Source organism: Streptomyces sp. NPDC055815 (assembly GCF_053616475.1).
In genome coordinates, this window is record NZ_JBSHDU010000001.1 from 203,557 (window position 1) to 219,059 (window position 15,503).

Consider the following 15,503-nt stretch of genomic DNA (forward strand, 5'->3'; position numbering starts at 1 on the left):
ACGCGGGGTCCGCCGGCGGCCGGCGCGCTCCGTCGTTCGGGGTCAGCAGCACGGCAGCTCGGCGGCGATCGTCGTCGGGCCCCCGGAGGGACTGTCCACGTGCAGCCGGCCGCCGACGGCGCGCAGCCGCTCGTCCAGGCCCCGCAGGCCGTACCCCTTGCCCGGGTGCGCGCCGCCCACCCCGTCGTCCGTGACCCAGACCCTCAAGGTTCCCTCGCTGTGGTGTAGTCCGATGGAGCAGCGGTGCGCGTGGCTGTGCTTGGCCACGTTGGTCAGAGTCTCCGCGATCACGAAGTAGGCGGCGGTCTCGACGGCGGGGTCGGGCCGGTGGCCGAGGGGCGCGGTGTCGAGTGCGGCGGGGACGGTGGAGCGGGCGGCGAGGGCGGTGAGCGCCTCGTGCAGGCCGCGGTCGACGAGGATCGGCGGGGCGATGCCGCGGGACAGGGCCCGCAGTTCCTCCAGCGCCTCCCGGGTCTGGACGATCGCGTCGGCGAGGGCCGCCCTGGCCGTCTCCGGCCGGCTGTCGAGGTGGCGCACGGCCCGCCCCAGTTCCATGGCGAGGCGGACGAGGCGCTGCTGGGGCCCGTCGTGGATGTCGCGTTCGAGGCGGCGCAGTGCGGCCGCCTCGGCGGTGACCGCCGCGAGGGTCTGGGCCCGGGCGGTGTCCCGTTCGCGTGCGAGTCCGCTGATCCTGCGGTGCAGGGCGGAGGCGTCGGAGAGCAGTGCCTGTCCCAGACCGGCCTGCGCCGTGGCGCACGCCCGGGTCACGAGCGGGAGCGTGAGGAGCAGCGCGAGGCCGACGGCGGTCCCGAAGAGGGCCCGGTCCGTCGGTGACGACAGGCCGAGGCTCACGCTGATGTGGGAGGGGGCGCTGCCCGCGGTCAGCGCCAGGGGCCGCAGCGATCCGGGCGGCGCGTCCTCGTAGCGCAGGGCGCAGGTGACACAGGCGAGTCCGACGAACCACCACAGCGCCGTCAGGAGCGAGGTGACCAGGACGACGGGGAGGACCAGCAGCGCGTGGGCGGCGTCGAGCCACGGGACGGGAGCCGACGCGGCGTCACCGCCCTCCCGTCCCCCGGCTGCCGACGCGGCGTCACCGCCCTCCCGTCCCCCGGCTGCCGGACGTACCCGGGCGATGCGCCACCGCTCCAGGTCGGCGCACCACCGGGCCGGGGCCAGGGCGCGGGCCACGACCGGTGAACCGGACGGCAGCAGCAGACCGGCCGTCGCGGCGAACAGCCCGCCGAGTGCCGGCAGGAGTCCGGCGGCGGCGGTCACCGGAGCGGTGAGCAGGTAGAGCGACCGCACGAGCGTGGCCCCTCCCGCGTGCAGGAGCCCCCTCGTAGCCGGTCGCCACCGACTTCCCGCGGCGGAGGAGTACGACATGGCCATGCGCCCCAAGCTAGTACGAGCGCCGTGCGCGCGACGAGCCCGCCGGGGGCGTCCGCCTCGCGTCAGCCGACGCGGTCGGAGGCCGTGACCCGGTGGGCCTCCAGGCCGGGTGTGGCGAGCAGGTCGGCGATCAGGTCCTCGGATCCGCAGACGTACGTGCTGACCAGGTCGACATCTCCGCCCACGCACCAGGCGCCGTCCCGCGGCCACCACAGGTCGGGGAGTTCGGCGAACTCGTCCAGGAGTTCCGGGGACACGGCGTCGGCCAGCGTCCCCGACAGCAGGATCTCGTCCCTGCCCGGGGTCGGGAAGGTGGGGTTCCCCTCCCAGTCCCAGCGGCCGTAGCCGTCCCACAGCCCGTACCAGCACTGGTCCGGCGTGCCCGTGTGGCGCGCGAGGACCGGGATCAACGTCCGCGCGACCCCACCGGGGGTGGGGCCTTCGGCGGGGTGCTCGTCCCAGACGCCGGGCAGGCCGTACTCGTGCAGGTTCTGGTAGAACCGCTCGGCGCCGATCACCTCGTGCCAGTCCGTCAGCGCCTCGACCCGCCGTCCGTAGGCGGCGGCCGCGGTGTCCCAGCGGACCGGCTGCTCGTCGAGGGCGGCGGGGTGCAGCACGCGCGCGTAGGCCGGGAAGCCGGGCGCGGCGACGCCGGCGACGGTGCCGAAATCGCCGTACCCGGGGCGGCGTTCGGTGAGGCGGCGGGCCGGCCCGAGGTCGTCGGTCACGACGCGCAGGCGTCCGTACAGTGCGGGACCGGGTTCACTGCCCGATCGGATCCATCCGTCCATGCGCACAGTCTGTCCCGTGGGTCCCCTTCGTCCAGCACGCTGTGGCCCGGCACGGTCGATGACCCGTTCGCGGGCGTCGCGTTGCCGGGTGGGGGCGCCGGGCGGGGTTACGGTCGGCGGCATGGTTGGTGATCGTCAGGGGTGGCTCCGGTGTCTGCTCGCCGGGGCCGTGTTCGTCGTGGGGATGACCGGCACCACGCTGCCGACCCCGCTCTACCCGCTCTACCAGGAGAAGTTCGGGTTCTCCGAGTTGACGGTGACCGTCGTGTACGCGGTGTACGCCTTCGGGGTCATCGGCGTGCTGCTCCTCGCGGGCAACGCCTCGGACACGGTCGGCAGACGGCCGACGCTGCTGTGGGGCCTCGGCTTCGCGGGCCTGAGCGCCGTCTGCTTCCTGTCCGCCGACGGGCTGGCGTGGCTGTACGCGGGCCGGCTGCTCTCGGGCCTGTCGGCCGGCCTGTTCACCGGGGCGGCCACCGCGTACGTCATGGACCTCGCCCCGCCCGGCGGCCAGTCCCGGGCGACGCTCGTGGCGACGGCCGCCAACATGGGCGGCCTGGGCTGCGGGCCGCTGCTCGCCGGCCTGCTCGCCGAGTACGCCTCCGAACCGCTGCTGCTCCCCTTCGCCGTCCACCTCGCGCTGGTGGCCGTATCCGTCGTCGTCCTGCTGCGGCTGCCGGAGACCGTGCGGGACCCGCGCCCGCTGACCGCCGTGCGGCCGCAATGGCCGGCCCTGCCCGCGCAGGTCCGGCCGGTGTTCCTGCCGGCGGCCATCGCGTCCTTCGCGGGCTTCGCGCTGTTCGGGGTGTTCACCTCGGTCAGCCCCGCCTTCCTGGCCCGGTTCCTGCACGTGGACAACCACGCGGTGAGCGGTCTGATCGTCGCGCTGGCCTTCTTCGCCTCCACGGCCGGCCAGCTGGCCGTCGGCCGCATCGGGGTGCCCCGGTCCCTGCCGCTGGGCTGCGCCGTGCTCTTCGCGGGTCTTGCGTTCCTGGCGGGGGCGCTCTCCACCGAGCTGCTCGCGCTCGTGGTCCTCGCCGCCGTCGTCGGCGGAGTCGGCCAGGGGCTCTCCTTCCGCGCGGCGCTGTCCGCCGTCGCGGCGGCCGCGCCGGTGGAGCAGCGTGCGGCGGTGATCTCGACCCTGTTCGTGGTGGCGTACACGGGCATCTCGATCCCGGTCATCGGCGTCGGCCTCCTGTCCGAACCGCTCGGCCTGGAGCAGGCGGGCCTGGTGTTCACCGGATGCATGCTGCTGCTCGTCACCTCGGCGGCCGTGTATCTGCTGCGCCGGCCGGTGCGGACGGAAGCGGTGTGACGGCGGAGGCGCCAGGGGGGTCTACGGCCTACGGGGAAGCCGGACCGTGACGAGGAGTCCGCCGCCGGGGCGGGGGGCCAGGTCGAGGGTCCCGTCGTGGGCGCGGACGATGCTGTGCACGAGGGCGAGGCCGAGGCCGACACCGGCGTGCTCGTCGGTGCGTACGCGTTCCGTTCCGCGTCGGAAGGGTTCGGTGAGGGTCGGCAGCAGCTCCGGAGGCACCGGTTGGCCCGTGTTCTCGACCCGTACCACGCTCGCCTCGTCCTGCGTCCCGGTGTGGACCGTCACGGTGCCGCCGGCCGGGAGGTTGTGGACGACGGCGTTCTGGACGAGGTTCGTGACCAGGCGCAGCAGCAGCTCGGCGGAGCCGCTGGTCCGGGCGGCCTCGCCGGTGACGTCGAGGGTGATCCGGCGCTGTTCGGCGAGGGGGAGCAGGGTTTCGGCGGCCTCTTCGGCGACGAGGGAGAGGTCGACGCTCTCGCGGGTGAAGGTGCCGCGGTCGCTGCGGCTGAGCAGGAGGAGCGCTTCGGTGAGGTCGATCGCCCGGGTGTTGACGGCTTGCAGGCGTTCGATGAGTTCGTCCCGGTCCCGCGTGGGGTCCTTGCGGGCGACGTCGAGGAGCGTGCGCGAGACGGCCAGCGGGGTGCGCAGTTCGTGGGAGGCGTTCGCGGCGAAGCGCTGGTGCTCGGCGACGTGGGACTCGAGTCGTTCGAGCATCGCGTCGAAGGCGTCGGACAGTTCGCGGAACTCGTCCCGGCGGCCCTTCATGCGGATGCGGTGGGACAGCGATCCGCTTCCCGCCGTCCGCGCCGCGGCCGTGATCCGGTGGAGCGGTGCGAGCATCCGGCCGGCGAGGATCCACCCCCCGACGAGGCCGAACACGAGCAGGAAGGCCATGGCCACGGCCGCGGCGGGGGCGAAGGTGTGCACGAGCAGGTAGCGGTTGGGCGAGATCCCCAGAAGCCCCTGCGAGTTGTCGGGTACGTAGCGCAGCAGGAACCCCCACACCACGGCCAGCATGAGGGCGCCGGCGACGGCGAGGAATCCGGCGTAGCTGAGGGTGAGTTTCAGGCGGGCGCTGAGCCCGGGGCGCCTATCCATGCGAGCGGGATTCGATGCGGTATCCGACGCCTGGCACGGTGGCGATGATCCAGGGTTCGCCGAGGCGTTTGCGCAGGGCGGAGACGGTGATGCGTACGGCGTTGGTGAGGGGGTCGGCGTTCTCGTCCCAGGCCCGTTCGAGGAGCTGTTCGGCGCTCACGACACCGCCCTCGGCGGCGACGAGGACTTCGAGGACGGCGAACTGCTTGCGGGTGAGCGCGACGTAGCGTCCGTCGCGGAAGACCTCCCGGCGGAACGGGTCGACCCGGAGGCCCGCGACCTCACGGACCGGGGGCCGGGAGTACGAGCGCCTCCGGTCGAGGGCCCTCAGCCGCAGGACGAGCTCGCGCAGGTCGAACGGCTTGGTCAGGTAGTCGTCGGCGCCGAGCTCGAACCCGGAGGCCTTGTCGTCGATCCGGTCCGCCGCGGTGAGCATGAGGATCGGGATGCCGCTGCCGGAGGCGACGATACGGCGGGCGACCTCGTCGCCGGAGGGGCCGGGGATGTCGCGGTCCAGGACGGCGAGGTCGTAGCTGTTGACGCTGAGCATCTCCAGTGCCGTGTCGCCGTCGCCGGCGATGTCGGCGGCGATCGCTTCCAGGCGGAGCCCGTCACGGACTGCTTCGGCCAGGTAGGGCTCGTCCTCCACGATCAGTACGCGCATGGCTCAAGCCTAAGCAGCGCTGTGGAGCGCCGGTGCGGGGCGAGGGGTGTCCGACGGCGCTGCCCCCGGAGTGCGCCACCAGCGGCGCGACGCGAGCGCGGCCAGGACGGCGCCGGTGGCGTTGACCAGGACGTCGTCGACGGAGGACACCCGGTCGAGCCGCAGGACGTACTGGGCGGTTTCGACCAGGATCGAGCAGCCGGCCCCGAGCGCGAGGATCCGCGGTACGGAGGCGAGCGCCGCCCACCGCATCGGGGCGAAGAAGCCGAGCGACGCGAAGACCAGCAGGTTGCCGATGATCCCGAGCGTGCCCATCGTGACCAGGTCCCGGAACGGGACCAGGCTCACCCGGCCGGGGACGACACCGGCGCCGGCGCCCGGCATCATGGTCAGCCACACCCACGGCACCGTCCCGTGGACCATGCCCACCTCGGCCAGCGACATCCGCCACGCCCCCGTCACTCCGGCGGCCCGCCGCCAGGACGCCAGACCCCACGCCACAAGGACCGCCACGGGCAGCGTGACCAGCGTCATCAGCACCACACCGTTGAACGTGTCGAAGCATCCGTGCCACTGCCCGGCCATGCAGCGCGGGGCGGACATCATGAGCGGGCGCCGCAACACGAACAGGCCGCCCGCGAGGACGAGCACGACGAGACCGAGGAACACGATCCGGAGCGCGCGGCGGAGCGGGACGGACGGAGGGGTGTGGTCGTTCATACGCCTATGGGAGTCGAGGGCCGGTTGCCGTGACGTATGCGATTTTCGATACGCCCGCGATATGCGGGGGCGAGCCCTGAACGGCACCGTCGTTCGCATTCGGTCACATTCGGTCACATGGGGAGTGAGAGCAGCCGGACCTCTCCTGACGGCCAGGTCGCGTCGGCGTGGAGGGGTGTCCACATCGTGCGGAGCGGCATGATCGCGGGCCCCTCGGGCTGTTCGACGTGGACGGGCTGTTCCAGGAGGTGCCAGCCGAGGCGCCGGTAGAGCGCGACGAGGGGCGGTCGGCAGAAGAGCAGCCCGTGCCGGGGTCCCAGCGTCCGGGCGTGGTCCAGGGCCGCCGCGACGACCGCGCGGGCCAGTCCGTGGCCCCGCAGGTCAGGGGCGACGGCCACGCCGCCGACGCCCACCACCTGTGTGGCCGAACCGGCGATCGCCAGGGGCAGCTGCAGCAGGCCGGCGTGGGCGACGAGGCGGCCATGCCGCCTGATGCCGAAGTGTTCCTTCTTGGGCAGCCAGGTCAGTCCGGCGTCGGCGACGCCGAAGGGATCGGCACCGTCGCCGAGGATCTCGGTCTGGTCGGCCTTCGTGTACTCCGCGAGCCGCACCACGGTCGGCGACGCGGAGGAGTCGTGATCCGTCATCCCGACATGATCTCCTCCCTCCGGCGCACGGCAAGGCTCCGGGGCGGGCCACGGCCCCGGAACGGACGCCGTCCGGAGGCCGTACTCCCAGGTCGCGCCTATCGTGGGGGCAGTCTGATGGCCGGACCCGCGGCGGACGGGCAGGTGAAGGGTGAACGGACCCGGGATCGATTACGAGGCGGTGTTCCAGGCCTTGCCGGGCCCCGTCGCGCTGCTCACCCCCGGGCTGGTGTACGCGGACGTCAACGAGGCCTTCCTGTCGATGTCAGGCCGGACCCGCGAGCAGGTCGTCGGCCGATATCTCTTCGACGTCTTCCCCGACAACCCGGACGATCCGTCCGCGAGCGGCATGCACAATCTGCGCGCGTCCCTGGAGCGGGTCCTCGCCACCCGGGAATCCGACACCATGGCGCTGCAGCGCTACGACGTCGAGTCCCCCGACCGGCCCGGGCAGTGGCAGGAGCGGTACTGGAGCCCGGTCAACGCCCCCGTCCTCGCGCCCGACGGCTCCGTGGCCTTCCTGCTGCACCGCGTGGAGGAGGTCACCGAACTGATGAAGGCCCGCGGCGGAAGCGGTGCCGGGGACCGCGCCCGGGTCCTGGAGTCCGAGCTCTACACCCGCGCCAGGGAACTGCAGGCGGTCAACGAGCGCCTGCGCCGGGCGCACGCCCGCGAGCGCGAGGTGGCCCTCCACCTCCAGGAGGCGATGCTGCCCGCGCCGCGCCCCCTCGGCCACCACCACGCCGCCGTGCGCTACCGGCCCGCCACGGGAGCGCTCAACGTCTGCGGCGACTGGTACGACCTGGTGGAGCTGCCCGGCTGCACCGCGGTCGCGGTGGGCGACGTCGTCGGCCACGGTCTGCGCGCCGCCGGCGTGATGGGACTCCTCCGCAGCGCCCTGTCGGCGGCGTCGCGCGTCGCCGACGGCCCCGCCCGCGCCCTGGAGGTCCTCGACCTGTACTCGCGTGACGTCCACGGCGCCGAGTCCACCACCGCCGTGTCCGTCGTGATCGACTGGACGAACCGTGTCCTCACGTACAGCAGTGCCGGCCATCCCCCGCCGGTCCTCTGCCACACCGACGGCACCGTCGAGTTCCTCGACCGGGCCACCGACCCCCCGCTCGGCGCCCTCCCCGAACACGCGCCCCGGCCCCAGGCCCGGACCGCCTTCACCGACGGCGCGGTCCTCGCGCTCTACACCGACGGGCTCGTCGAACGCCGCCGCGAGGACATCGACACCGGTCTGGACAGGCTCGCCGACGCGCTCGCCCGGCACCGGGCCGCTGCCCCGGAGGCCCTCGCCGACATCCTGCTCACGGAGCTCACCCCGCCCTCCGGTGTCACCGACGACACGGCCCTGGTCCTCCTCCGGCTCTGACGCCCTCGGTCCGCGGCGAAGACTAGGGGCTTCCCGAAGGTCGCCCAGGCCCGCAGCGCTCCCCGCCCATGAGCGTGATCCCGTATTTCGCCGCGTCCGGCTCCCGCCGCCCCCGCAGGGGAACCACAGGGCGCCGTAGCGCGTCTGTCCTCCCATTCAGATGATCTTGAGCCTCGCCGAGGAGTCGCGCATGACGGAGACAGCAGCCCGCTATCTGTATCTGGCCCGGCACGGTGAAGCGTCCGAGGACGAGAGCGCGTTGACGGACCGGGGGCGCCGCCAGGCCGTCCTGCTCGGGGAGCGGCTGCGGAAGGCACCGCTCACGGTGATCCATCACGGTCCGCTGGCCCGCGCGGAGCAGACGGCTCGGCTGATCGGTGACCAGCTCGACGGGGTGCCCCTGCGGATGTCCCCGCCGGCCGGCGACTACATCCCCTACGTTCCGCGGCGCGAGGAGCTGCCCGCGCAGTCGGCCGACGCGATGCTCGGATTCCTGTCCGGGTTCCCGGCGCGGGAGCGTGAGGAGGGGCCCGGGCTGGCCGCGGAGGCCGTCGCCCGGTTCACCGGCCCCGTCGACGGCGACGAGCCGCGTCACGAGCTCGTCGTCACGCACAACTTCCTCATCGCCTGGCTCGTCCGGGAGGCCCTCGACGCCCCGATGGCGCGGTGGATGGGCATCAACCAGGCGAACGGGGCGCTGACCGTCATCCGCTACACGTCCGACCGGGCGCCTGCCGTCCTCTTCTTCAACGACACGGGCCATCTCCCCGCCGAGCTGCGGTGGACCGGCTTCCCTCCCGAACTCCACATCTGACGGCACGGCGGACCGCCCGGAAGCCGTGGACCGGAGGCGGGCGGTCCGGATCGTGGACCTCCGAGGCCCTTGCCCACGGCCTCCGCAGTCACCATGATCATCAAGACGAGACGCAACCTCAGAAAGGTATTGAGCCCCTCATGCGAGTCAAAGCCTTCGATCACCTGGTGCTCAACGTGACCGACGTCGACAAGTCCCTCGACTTCTACACCGGCGCCCTGGGCCTGGCCCCCGAACGCGTCGAGGAGTGGCGGGCCGGCAAGGTGTCGTTCCCCTCCGTGCGGATAAACGAGACCACCGTCATCGACCTGTTCTCCCGCCCCCGCGGCGAGTCCAACGTCGACCACATCTGCCTGGTCGTGGACCCCCTGGACTGGCAGGAGGTCATCGACTCCGGCCGGTTCGAGGTCCTGGAGGGCCCGGTCCCGCGCTGGGGCGCCCGCGGCTCGGCCCAGTCGGTCTACGTGAAGGACCCCGACGGCAACACCGTCGAACTGCGCTGGTACCCGCAGGACGTCGAGAACTGAGCGAGACAGGCCGCTCCCGCCCCCGCTAACGTACCGGCGAGTAGGAAGTGGGGGCGGTCTCCCCCACCGTGCGAGGGGAGCGGGTCATGACCATGGATCGGCAGTGGAGCCTGGAGGAGAGCACGGTCGTCGACGCGCCGCCCGCGGTCGTCTACCGGCTGGTGTCGGACCTGCGGAACATGGGGCGGTGGAGCCCGGAGTGCCGCTCCGTGTGGATCCTGCGGCCGCCGGCCCGGACCGGTACCCGGTTCGTCGGCTTCAACCGGCGCGGTCCGTTCCTCTGGCCGACGCAGGGGCGTGTGACCCGGATGAGCCCGGACAGCGAGTTCGTCTTCGACATCAGCGTCTTCGGGCTGCCGATCGCCCGCTGGGGCTACCGCTTCGAACCGGAGGGCTCGGGGACCCGGCTCACCGAGTTCTGGCAGGACCTGCGGACCGAGGGGGCCCGGGCGAAGGCCGCCGACCTGCTCGGCACGGTCTTCGCCGGATCGAACCCCGCCCGCCGCATCGCGCTCAACCGGGCCGGCATGCGCACCACCCTCGAACGCATCGCGAGGACCGCGACCGCCGGGGCCTGAGGCCGGGCCCGCGGAGGGCCGTCACGTGGCCCGGTAGGCCGTACGGAGCTCCGCGGGGGTCCGGTACAGCACGCACCGGCGCAGCGGCCCCTCGGGGACGCTGGGGTCCTCGAAGTCGTCCGCCGGGTCCCGGGTCATGCCGAGCCGGCGCATGACGGCCTGGGACCGAAGGTTGTTCACGGTCGTCGACGCGAGGACCTCCGGCAGCCCGAGGACCCCGAAGGCGAAGTCCAGGCAGGCCCGGGCGGCTTCGGTGGCATAGCCGTGGCCCCAGGCCGTACGGGTCAGGCGCCAGCCGACGTCCACACCCGCGAACGGCATGTCGTCGCCCACCACGTCCAGGCCCGCGCGGCCGATGAACTCACCGGTCGCCCGTGATTCGAGCGCCCACCAGCCGAAGCCCCGCTCGTCGAACTCGGCCTGCATGAGGGCCGCGACGGCGTCGCTCTGCTCCCGCGTCAGGAGGTCCCCGAGGTGTTCCCTGACTTCGGGATCGGCGTTCATGGCCGCCCAGGGCTCCAGGTCGGATTCCCGCCAGCGGCGCAGCAGCAGTCGATCGGTTCGCAGCTCTGGCATGCCTTCCAGCCAACCCGACCGGGACCGGGGTGTCGACCGGTTATCCGAGCGCCCACCCGTACGATCCCTTGATCCTGATGTCCGTCGAGACCGAAGGAGAGCACGTGCAGGACCCGACGCGGCAGGAACAGGCGAGCCTCGGCCCCGGCCGCGTGGACGGAGCCGAGCAGTGAGCCCTCGGGCCGGGCGCGTGGGCGTGCGACCGCCGACGTTGCCGTCCTCGGCCACCTGGTGGCAGCGGCCGTTCCCCGACGCCGACACGCTGCTGCTCCACGGGAGGCGACCGGCCCTGGTCGCGACGCCTGTCGGACTACGACGTCGGCTGGGTCGACCTGGCCCTCGACGGGCCCGACGCGGCGGCCACGGCGCTCGCCTCCCTCCAGCGGATGGCGGCGGGTGGTCCTGCCCTCCCACGGTCCCGTCCCGGCTGACACGGGCGCCGCCTTCGCCGCTGCCCTGCGCCGGGGCCGGCGGCTCGTCGACGACCCCGACGGGGCCGTCTGGTACGGCGTCCGCCGGATCTTCGCCTTCGCTCTCATGATCCGCGACGGCATCCCGTCCGCGGAGGTCGAACCGTACCTCCACGCGCGCGCGTGGCTGAGGGACGCCGCTCGCCTCCTGCGCCTCACGCCCGAGGCGCTGGCCGCGGACCTGGTGACGTCCATGCTGTCCGCGGGCGGGATCGTCCCGCGCGACGGGCGGCTGCACGCGGCGGCCGGCCACACCCCCGTGGCGGCCGAGTCGCTGCGTGTGCCCTACCCGCGCGCGTGGCCCGCTTCAGGGCCGCGCTGACGCGCACGGGTCACGGTCCGTCCCCGCACATCGGGTCGTCGATCGCGCTCACGGTGTACGGGGGCAGGCCCGGCGGCTCGTCGAGCTGGCTGTTCACCACGTAGAGGCGGCAGCCGTGCCGTGCCAGGGTGGTCGGCAGGTCGAAGGGTCCGTCCGTGAGGCGGTGGGTCACCGTGCCCGTCCGCAGCTCCTCGTCGAGCCGGGCGATGTAGACGCCGTGCGGGGCGCCGTAGTTGAGCACGGCGTACAGCGTCCGGCCGTGCAGCACCATGCCGTCGGGGCCGAAGGACTGGTCGCCGAGGTCGAGCCGGCTGACGTCCTTGTCGGCGGTGCCGATCCGCCAGACGGCCTCGGTGCCGTTGGACGCCACCAGGAGGGTGGAGCCGGACTCGTCGGCCACGATGCCGTTCAACAGCCAGTACCGGGCGGGGAACTGCGGGAAGGCGGCACGGATGTCGAGCCAGGGTTCGAGGGGGCCGAGCGTGGAGCCCCGGATCTCCGCCCGGTGGACGACGGGGTTGGCCCAGTCCGTCACGTACACCGCGTCGTCGGTCACGACCAGGTCGTTGAGGTGGGGCGCGCCGAGCGGTCCGCTGCGTGCCGTACGGGTGGCGAGGAGCCGTCCGTGACGGTCGTGGACGGTCAGGCTCGCACCGCCCACGGACAGGATCCGGCCGCGCCGGTCGGTGTGCACGCCCAGGGTGCTGGGCCGGTTCTCCAGGCCGCGCGCGGGGAAGGGCTTGAGGTCGGGCTGGCCGACGCGGCCCCGGTAGAGGGTTCCTCGGCCGTCCGAGGAGACGTACAGGGTGCCGTCCGGGGTGACCGTGATCCCTTCGGGGAGCACGCCCGGGTCCCGGGAGACGACATAGGTGTCGGGCAGTTCCCGGGCGCTCGCGGGGCCGGGAGTGCCGGCGAGGGCGGTGAGGAGAACTGTGGTGGCGAGGCAGGCTGTTCGGACGGGGATGCGGCGCATCGGCGCGACCTCCGGCGGCGAGTGGTGAGGGGGACAACGGGAGCGTCCTGTGTCCTCGCCCGGAACGCACTGCCTTTCACCCCTGGGTGAAAGGGTCCGCGGGGCCGATAATCGGTCGACATGATCCGCCTTCATTTCACGGCCGCCGACCTCGGCCGGATCACCCTCGCCCCCGCGGCCGACGCGCTCTCGGAGACCGCCCTGAGCCTCCGGCTCGGTCTCCGGCTCGCCCGTGCGCGCGAGAGCCGCGGGCAGCTGCACCGTCCGAGGCCCGCCGCCCGCCGGTGGCACCACTCCCTGCGGGGCGGCGCGGGCGCCCGGGGCGGTGTCCTCACCGAACTGGTCGCCGAGGACGGCTACGTACCGGACTTCCTGCTGCAGCCCTTGGCGCACGACTTCACCGACGCCCTGGACGCGGCCGTGTCGACGCCCGTGGAGCGGCTCGCGCGGGATCTCGGGGTCCCGGAGGCGTCCGGCTGGAACGGCGGCCTGGCCCGGCCCGGCCGGTGGGCCCACGAGCTCGCCCAGGGCTCGCCGGTCGCGTCCCGCGCGCTGCGGGACGACACCCGCCGCTACTTCGAGACCTCGGTCGAACCCCTGTGGCCGAGGATCCGCCGTGACACCCTCACCGACCGGGCGCTACGGGCCGAGATGCTGCTGCGCGGGGGCGTCGACGCCCTGCTGACCACGCTCGGGACGACCTGGCGGTGGCAGCCGCCGACGCTGCACCTGCCCTCCCCGTCGGGATACGACGTCCCGCTGTGCGGGCGCGGGCTCCTGCTGGTCCCCTCGTGGTTCGCGACGGGCCCGATGGTGATGTACCGCCCGGAGGAGGCGACCGTCCTCGTCTACCCGATGCACGACGGTGACGACACGGTCCACGCCGGGGCGGCGGGCGCGGCGGACGACCGCCCGGAGGCCCTCGCGGCGCTCCTCGGCCGCACCCGGGCCCAGGTGCTGGCGCTCCTGAGCTCCCCCGCCACCACCACGGCCCTCGCGGAGCGTGCCTCCGTGTCCCTGGCGGCGGCCAGCGGGCACGCGAGCGTCCTGCGGGGAGCGGGACTCGTCGACACGGTGCGCACCGGCACGGCCGTGCTCCACAGCCTCACCCCGCTCGGCCGTTCCCTGCTGGCGGGGATCTGAGCGCCCCGGGCCGTCGGGTCACCAGTCGATGTGCGCGGCGATCCATTCGGCCAGGCCGTCCTCGTCCTCCGCGGGCGGGAGTTCGGGAGCGCAGTCGAGCGGGGTGCAGGACAGTTGGAGGTGGGTGAGGTAGCCGTACGGGCCGTTGTCGGCGGCCGGTCCGAGCACCACGGCGTGCGTGGCCGTGCGCCAGATCCGGTGCGTCAGGGCCGGCCCGGTGACGAGGCTGTCGGCGGACCGGACCGTCCGCTCGGGCGGTGTGCCGAGGTGGTCGGTCACCGCCCGCGCGGCCTCGGTGAGTACGGCTTCGCACGCGTCCACGGCGCTGGGCCTGCTGCCGCTCCAGCCGGGCTGCTCCTGCCAGCGGTCCATGAGGCCGTACAGCCACGAGGCGTTGGCCATGTCCTCGTCGTGCGGGTCGACGGGGTAGACCTCGCCGAAGACCAGGAACGTCCGGGACGCCTCCGCGATCACGCCCGCCACCGGGGGCGGCCCCGGAGGGACTACCGCCGTCCCGTGCCGGAGCGGTCCTTCCACTGGGCCGTGATGATCTGGCCGAGGGCCAGCACGCTGAGGCCGAACATCAGGACTCCCAGGGGGACGTGGAGGGCCGGCTTGTGCGCGATCCCCAGCACCACCTGTATCGAGGAGAGGACCAGGAAGCCGGTCGAGTAGAGGATCGGGCGGGGCGAACCGCCCCCCGGCTTCCAGGCCAGGACCGCCGCGAGCACGTACAGCATGGTCGCGCCGTACGTCACCCGTGCCCCGACGCTGTGGAGCAGCTCGCCGGTGGACGAGGTCAGCAACAGCCCGGCGGTGGCGGCCTGGAAGAAGAGGGTGAGGGTCTGCAGGGCGATCGAGACCCGCAGGAAGGTGCGGCTTCCGCTGCCCTGTGCTGCCGTGGTCTCCGCGGTGGTCTGCGCAGTCGTGGCCATGACGTGATCCTTTTCTTCTGCCTCGCGGCGGTTGCCTCGCGGCGGTGGCTCGGTAGTGTCTCGACTGTCCGACGACGCAGGCCCGTGAAATGTGAGGCGGGTGCCGCACTTTGTTTCCGGGACGGCTCGTTCCCGCGTCGTACGGACGCGGGAACGAGGGCGTCGTCGCAGGTGACGAACGAACCAGGGGGCACGCGCGATCATGAGCACTTCCATCGAGCCGGGACTCGACCGGTCCGAGCCGGACCTGAGCGTGGTCTTCGGCGAGCGGCGCCAACTCCTCAACCTCGGCTACCGGCTGCTCGGTTCGCTCGCCGAGGCCGAGGACGCCGTGCAGGAGACGTACGCCCGCTGGTACGCGCTGTCGCCGCGGCAGCGCGAGGCCGTCGAGTCGCCCGGGGCCTGGCTGACGACGGTGGCCGGTCGTGTCTGTCTGGACATGCTCGGCTCGGCGCGGGTCCGGCGCGAGCGGTACGTCGGGTCGTGGCTGCCCGAACCACTGCCGGACCGTGTGGAGTGGTCCAGCGTGCGGGCGGACGGCGACCGGTCCGAGCCGGTCGACCCCGCCGACCGGATCACCCTGGACGAGTCGGTGAACATGGCGTTCCTCGTCGTCCTGGAGTCGATGACGCCGGCCGAACGGGTGGCCTTCATCCTCCACGACGTGTTCCGGTACCCGTTCGCCGAGGTCGCCGACATCGTCGGCCGCTCCCCCGCGGCCTGCCGGCAGCTGGCGTCCTCGGCGCGTCGGCGTGTCCGCGCCGCGCAGACCCCGGCCGTGCCGGTGGCCGGACGAGCGGCTCTGGTACGGCACTTCAAGGAGGCCTGGGAGGCGAGGAACATCAAGGCCCTCGTCGATCTCCTCGACCCCGAGGCCACGATGACGGCCGACGGCGGCGGCCTGGTCGGCACCGTGCTGCGCCCCGTCGAGGGCAGCCGCCTCATCGCCCAGTACCTCGTCCACATCGCCGACAAGGCCCCCGGCCTGACGCTCCTGGAGCGGACCGTCAACGGCCAGCCGGGGCTCGTCGCCCAGAACGCCGGCGTCACCGTGACCGTGGCGGCGTTCGACCTGGCCGACGGCCGCGTCACCCGCATCTGGGCGGTCCGCAACCCGGAGAAGCTCCGCCCGTGGACGGAGGACGGAGCGAGCTGAC

At 73.3% G+C, this 15,503-nt stretch carries 18 protein-coding genes; 8 read left to right on the plus strand and 10 right to left on the minus strand.

Going from position 1 to position 15,503, the window contains the following annotated elements; translation table 11 throughout:
• Window positions 1–42: 42 nt before the first annotated feature.
• Window positions 43–1,308 (minus strand): sensor domain-containing protein, encoded by a 1,266-nt coding sequence (locus ACWGN5_RS01095; protein ID WP_453510391.1) that lies wholly within the window; start codon window positions 1,306–1,308, stop codon window positions 43–45.
• A gap of 146 nt (window positions 1,309–1,454) precedes the next feature.
• Entirely contained in the window at window positions 1,455–2,183 is a 729-nt protein-coding gene (locus ACWGN5_RS01100; RefSeq protein WP_453510393.1) for a hypothetical protein, read from the minus strand.
• Window positions 2,184–2,304: 121 nt separating this feature from the next.
• Here ACWGN5_RS01100 and ACWGN5_RS01105 point away from each other — a divergent pair, with 121 nt between their 5' ends.
• Window positions 2,305–3,498 carry an MFS transporter gene (locus ACWGN5_RS01105; RefSeq protein ID WP_453510394.1) on the plus strand — a complete coding sequence of 398 codons (1,194 nt, stop codon included), beginning with the start codon at window positions 2,305–2,307 and terminating at the stop codon, window positions 3,496–3,498.
• A gap of 21 nt (window positions 3,499–3,519) precedes the next feature.
• Here the strand turns inward: ACWGN5_RS01105 and ACWGN5_RS01110 are convergent, their stop codons facing one another.
• The 4 genes from ACWGN5_RS01110 to ACWGN5_RS01125 form a co-directional block, all read right to left on the minus strand.
• On the minus strand, window positions 3,520–4,599 hold the full coding sequence (locus tag ACWGN5_RS01110; protein WP_453510396.1) for a sensor histidine kinase: 1,080 nt from the start codon (window positions 4,597–4,599) through the stop codon (window positions 3,520–3,522).
• Entirely contained in the window at window positions 4,592–5,263 is a 672-nt protein-coding gene (locus ACWGN5_RS01115) for a response regulator transcription factor (protein WP_453510398.1), read from the minus strand. Before ACWGN5_RS01115 ends, ACWGN5_RS01110 begins: the two co-directional genes overlap by 8 nt.
• Before the next feature lie 9 nt (window positions 5,264–5,272).
• Window positions 5,273–5,983, minus strand: a complete 711-nt coding sequence (locus ACWGN5_RS01120) for a VanZ family protein (RefSeq protein WP_453510399.1) — start codon at window positions 5,981–5,983, stop codon at window positions 5,273–5,275.
• A 113-nt stretch (window positions 5,984–6,096) separates the two neighbouring features.
• Window positions 6,097–6,630: a GNAT family N-acetyltransferase gene (locus ACWGN5_RS01125; RefSeq protein WP_453510401.1), complete on the minus strand. Its 534-nt coding sequence runs from the start codon at window positions 6,628–6,630 to the stop codon at window positions 6,097–6,099.
• Window positions 6,631–6,781: 151 nt separating this feature from the next.
• Between ACWGN5_RS01125 and ACWGN5_RS01130 the strand changes: the two genes are divergently transcribed.
• The 4 genes from ACWGN5_RS01130 (at window position 6,782) to ACWGN5_RS01145 (ending at window position 9,927) form a co-directional block, all read left to right on the plus strand.
• The gene (locus ACWGN5_RS01130; protein WP_453510403.1) at window positions 6,782–8,008 is read left to right on the plus strand and encodes a PP2C family protein-serine/threonine phosphatase; all 1,227 of its coding nucleotides are present in this window, start codon (window positions 6,782–6,784) and stop codon (window positions 8,006–8,008) included.
• 190 nt (window positions 8,009–8,198) lie between these two features.
• Window positions 8,199–8,822: a histidine phosphatase family protein gene (locus ACWGN5_RS01135; RefSeq protein ID WP_453510405.1), complete on the plus strand. Its 624-nt coding sequence runs from the start codon at window positions 8,199–8,201 to the stop codon at window positions 8,820–8,822.
• Window positions 8,823–8,962: 140 nt separating this feature from the next.
• Window positions 8,963–9,349: a VOC family protein gene (locus ACWGN5_RS01140; protein ID WP_453510406.1), complete on the plus strand. Its 387-nt coding sequence runs from the start codon at window positions 8,963–8,965 to the stop codon at window positions 9,347–9,349.
• Between the two features lie 86 nt (window positions 9,350–9,435).
• On the plus strand, window positions 9,436–9,927 hold the full coding sequence (locus tag ACWGN5_RS01145) for an SRPBCC family protein (RefSeq protein WP_453510408.1): 492 nt from the start codon (window positions 9,436–9,438) through the stop codon (window positions 9,925–9,927).
• A 21-nt stretch (window positions 9,928–9,948) separates the two neighbouring features.
• On the opposite strand, the gene ACWGN5_RS01150 is transcribed toward ACWGN5_RS01145, so the two are convergent.
• Window positions 9,949–10,503, minus strand: coding sequence for a GNAT family N-acetyltransferase (locus tag ACWGN5_RS01150; protein WP_453510409.1), 555 nt, complete (start codon window positions 10,501–10,503; stop codon window positions 9,949–9,951).
• 396 nt (window positions 10,504–10,899) lie between these two features.
• On the opposite strand from ACWGN5_RS01150, the gene ACWGN5_RS01155 reads away from it, so the two are divergent.
• Complete coding sequence (locus ACWGN5_RS01155; RefSeq protein ID WP_453510411.1) at window positions 10,900–11,295, plus strand: hypothetical protein; 396 nt, start codon at window positions 10,900–10,902, stop codon at window positions 11,293–11,295.
• A gap of 10 nt (window positions 11,296–11,305) precedes the next feature.
• Here the strand turns inward: ACWGN5_RS01155 and ACWGN5_RS01160 are convergent, their stop codons facing one another.
• Window positions 11,306–12,268 (minus strand): hypothetical protein, encoded by a 963-nt coding sequence (locus ACWGN5_RS01160; RefSeq protein WP_453510413.1) that lies wholly within the window; start codon window positions 12,266–12,268, stop codon window positions 11,306–11,308.
• Window positions 12,269–12,388: 120 nt separating this feature from the next.
• Here ACWGN5_RS01160 and ACWGN5_RS01165 point away from each other — a divergent pair, with 120 nt between their 5' ends.
• Window positions 12,389–13,411: an ArsR/SmtB family transcription factor gene (locus ACWGN5_RS01165; protein WP_453510415.1), complete on the plus strand. Its 1,023-nt coding sequence runs from the start codon at window positions 12,389–12,391 to the stop codon at window positions 13,409–13,411.
• A gap of 18 nt (window positions 13,412–13,429) precedes the next feature.
• Here the strand turns inward: ACWGN5_RS01165 and ACWGN5_RS01170 are convergent, their stop codons facing one another.
• Window positions 13,430–13,885 carry a hypothetical protein gene (locus ACWGN5_RS01170; protein ID WP_453510417.1) on the minus strand — a complete coding sequence of 152 codons (456 nt, stop codon included), beginning with the start codon at window positions 13,883–13,885 and terminating at the stop codon, window positions 13,430–13,432.
• 29 nt (window positions 13,886–13,914) lie between these two features.
• Window positions 13,915–14,346, minus strand: a complete 432-nt coding sequence (locus ACWGN5_RS01175; protein ID WP_453510419.1) for a hypothetical protein — start codon at window positions 14,344–14,346, stop codon at window positions 13,915–13,917.
• Between the two features lie 202 nt (window positions 14,347–14,548).
• On the opposite strand from ACWGN5_RS01175, the gene sigJ reads away from it, so the two are divergent.
• Window positions 14,549–15,502, plus strand: a complete 954-nt coding sequence (sigJ, locus tag ACWGN5_RS01180; protein WP_453510420.1) for an RNA polymerase sigma factor SigJ — start codon at window positions 14,549–14,551, stop codon at window positions 15,500–15,502.
• Window position 15,503 lies beyond the last annotated feature (1 nt).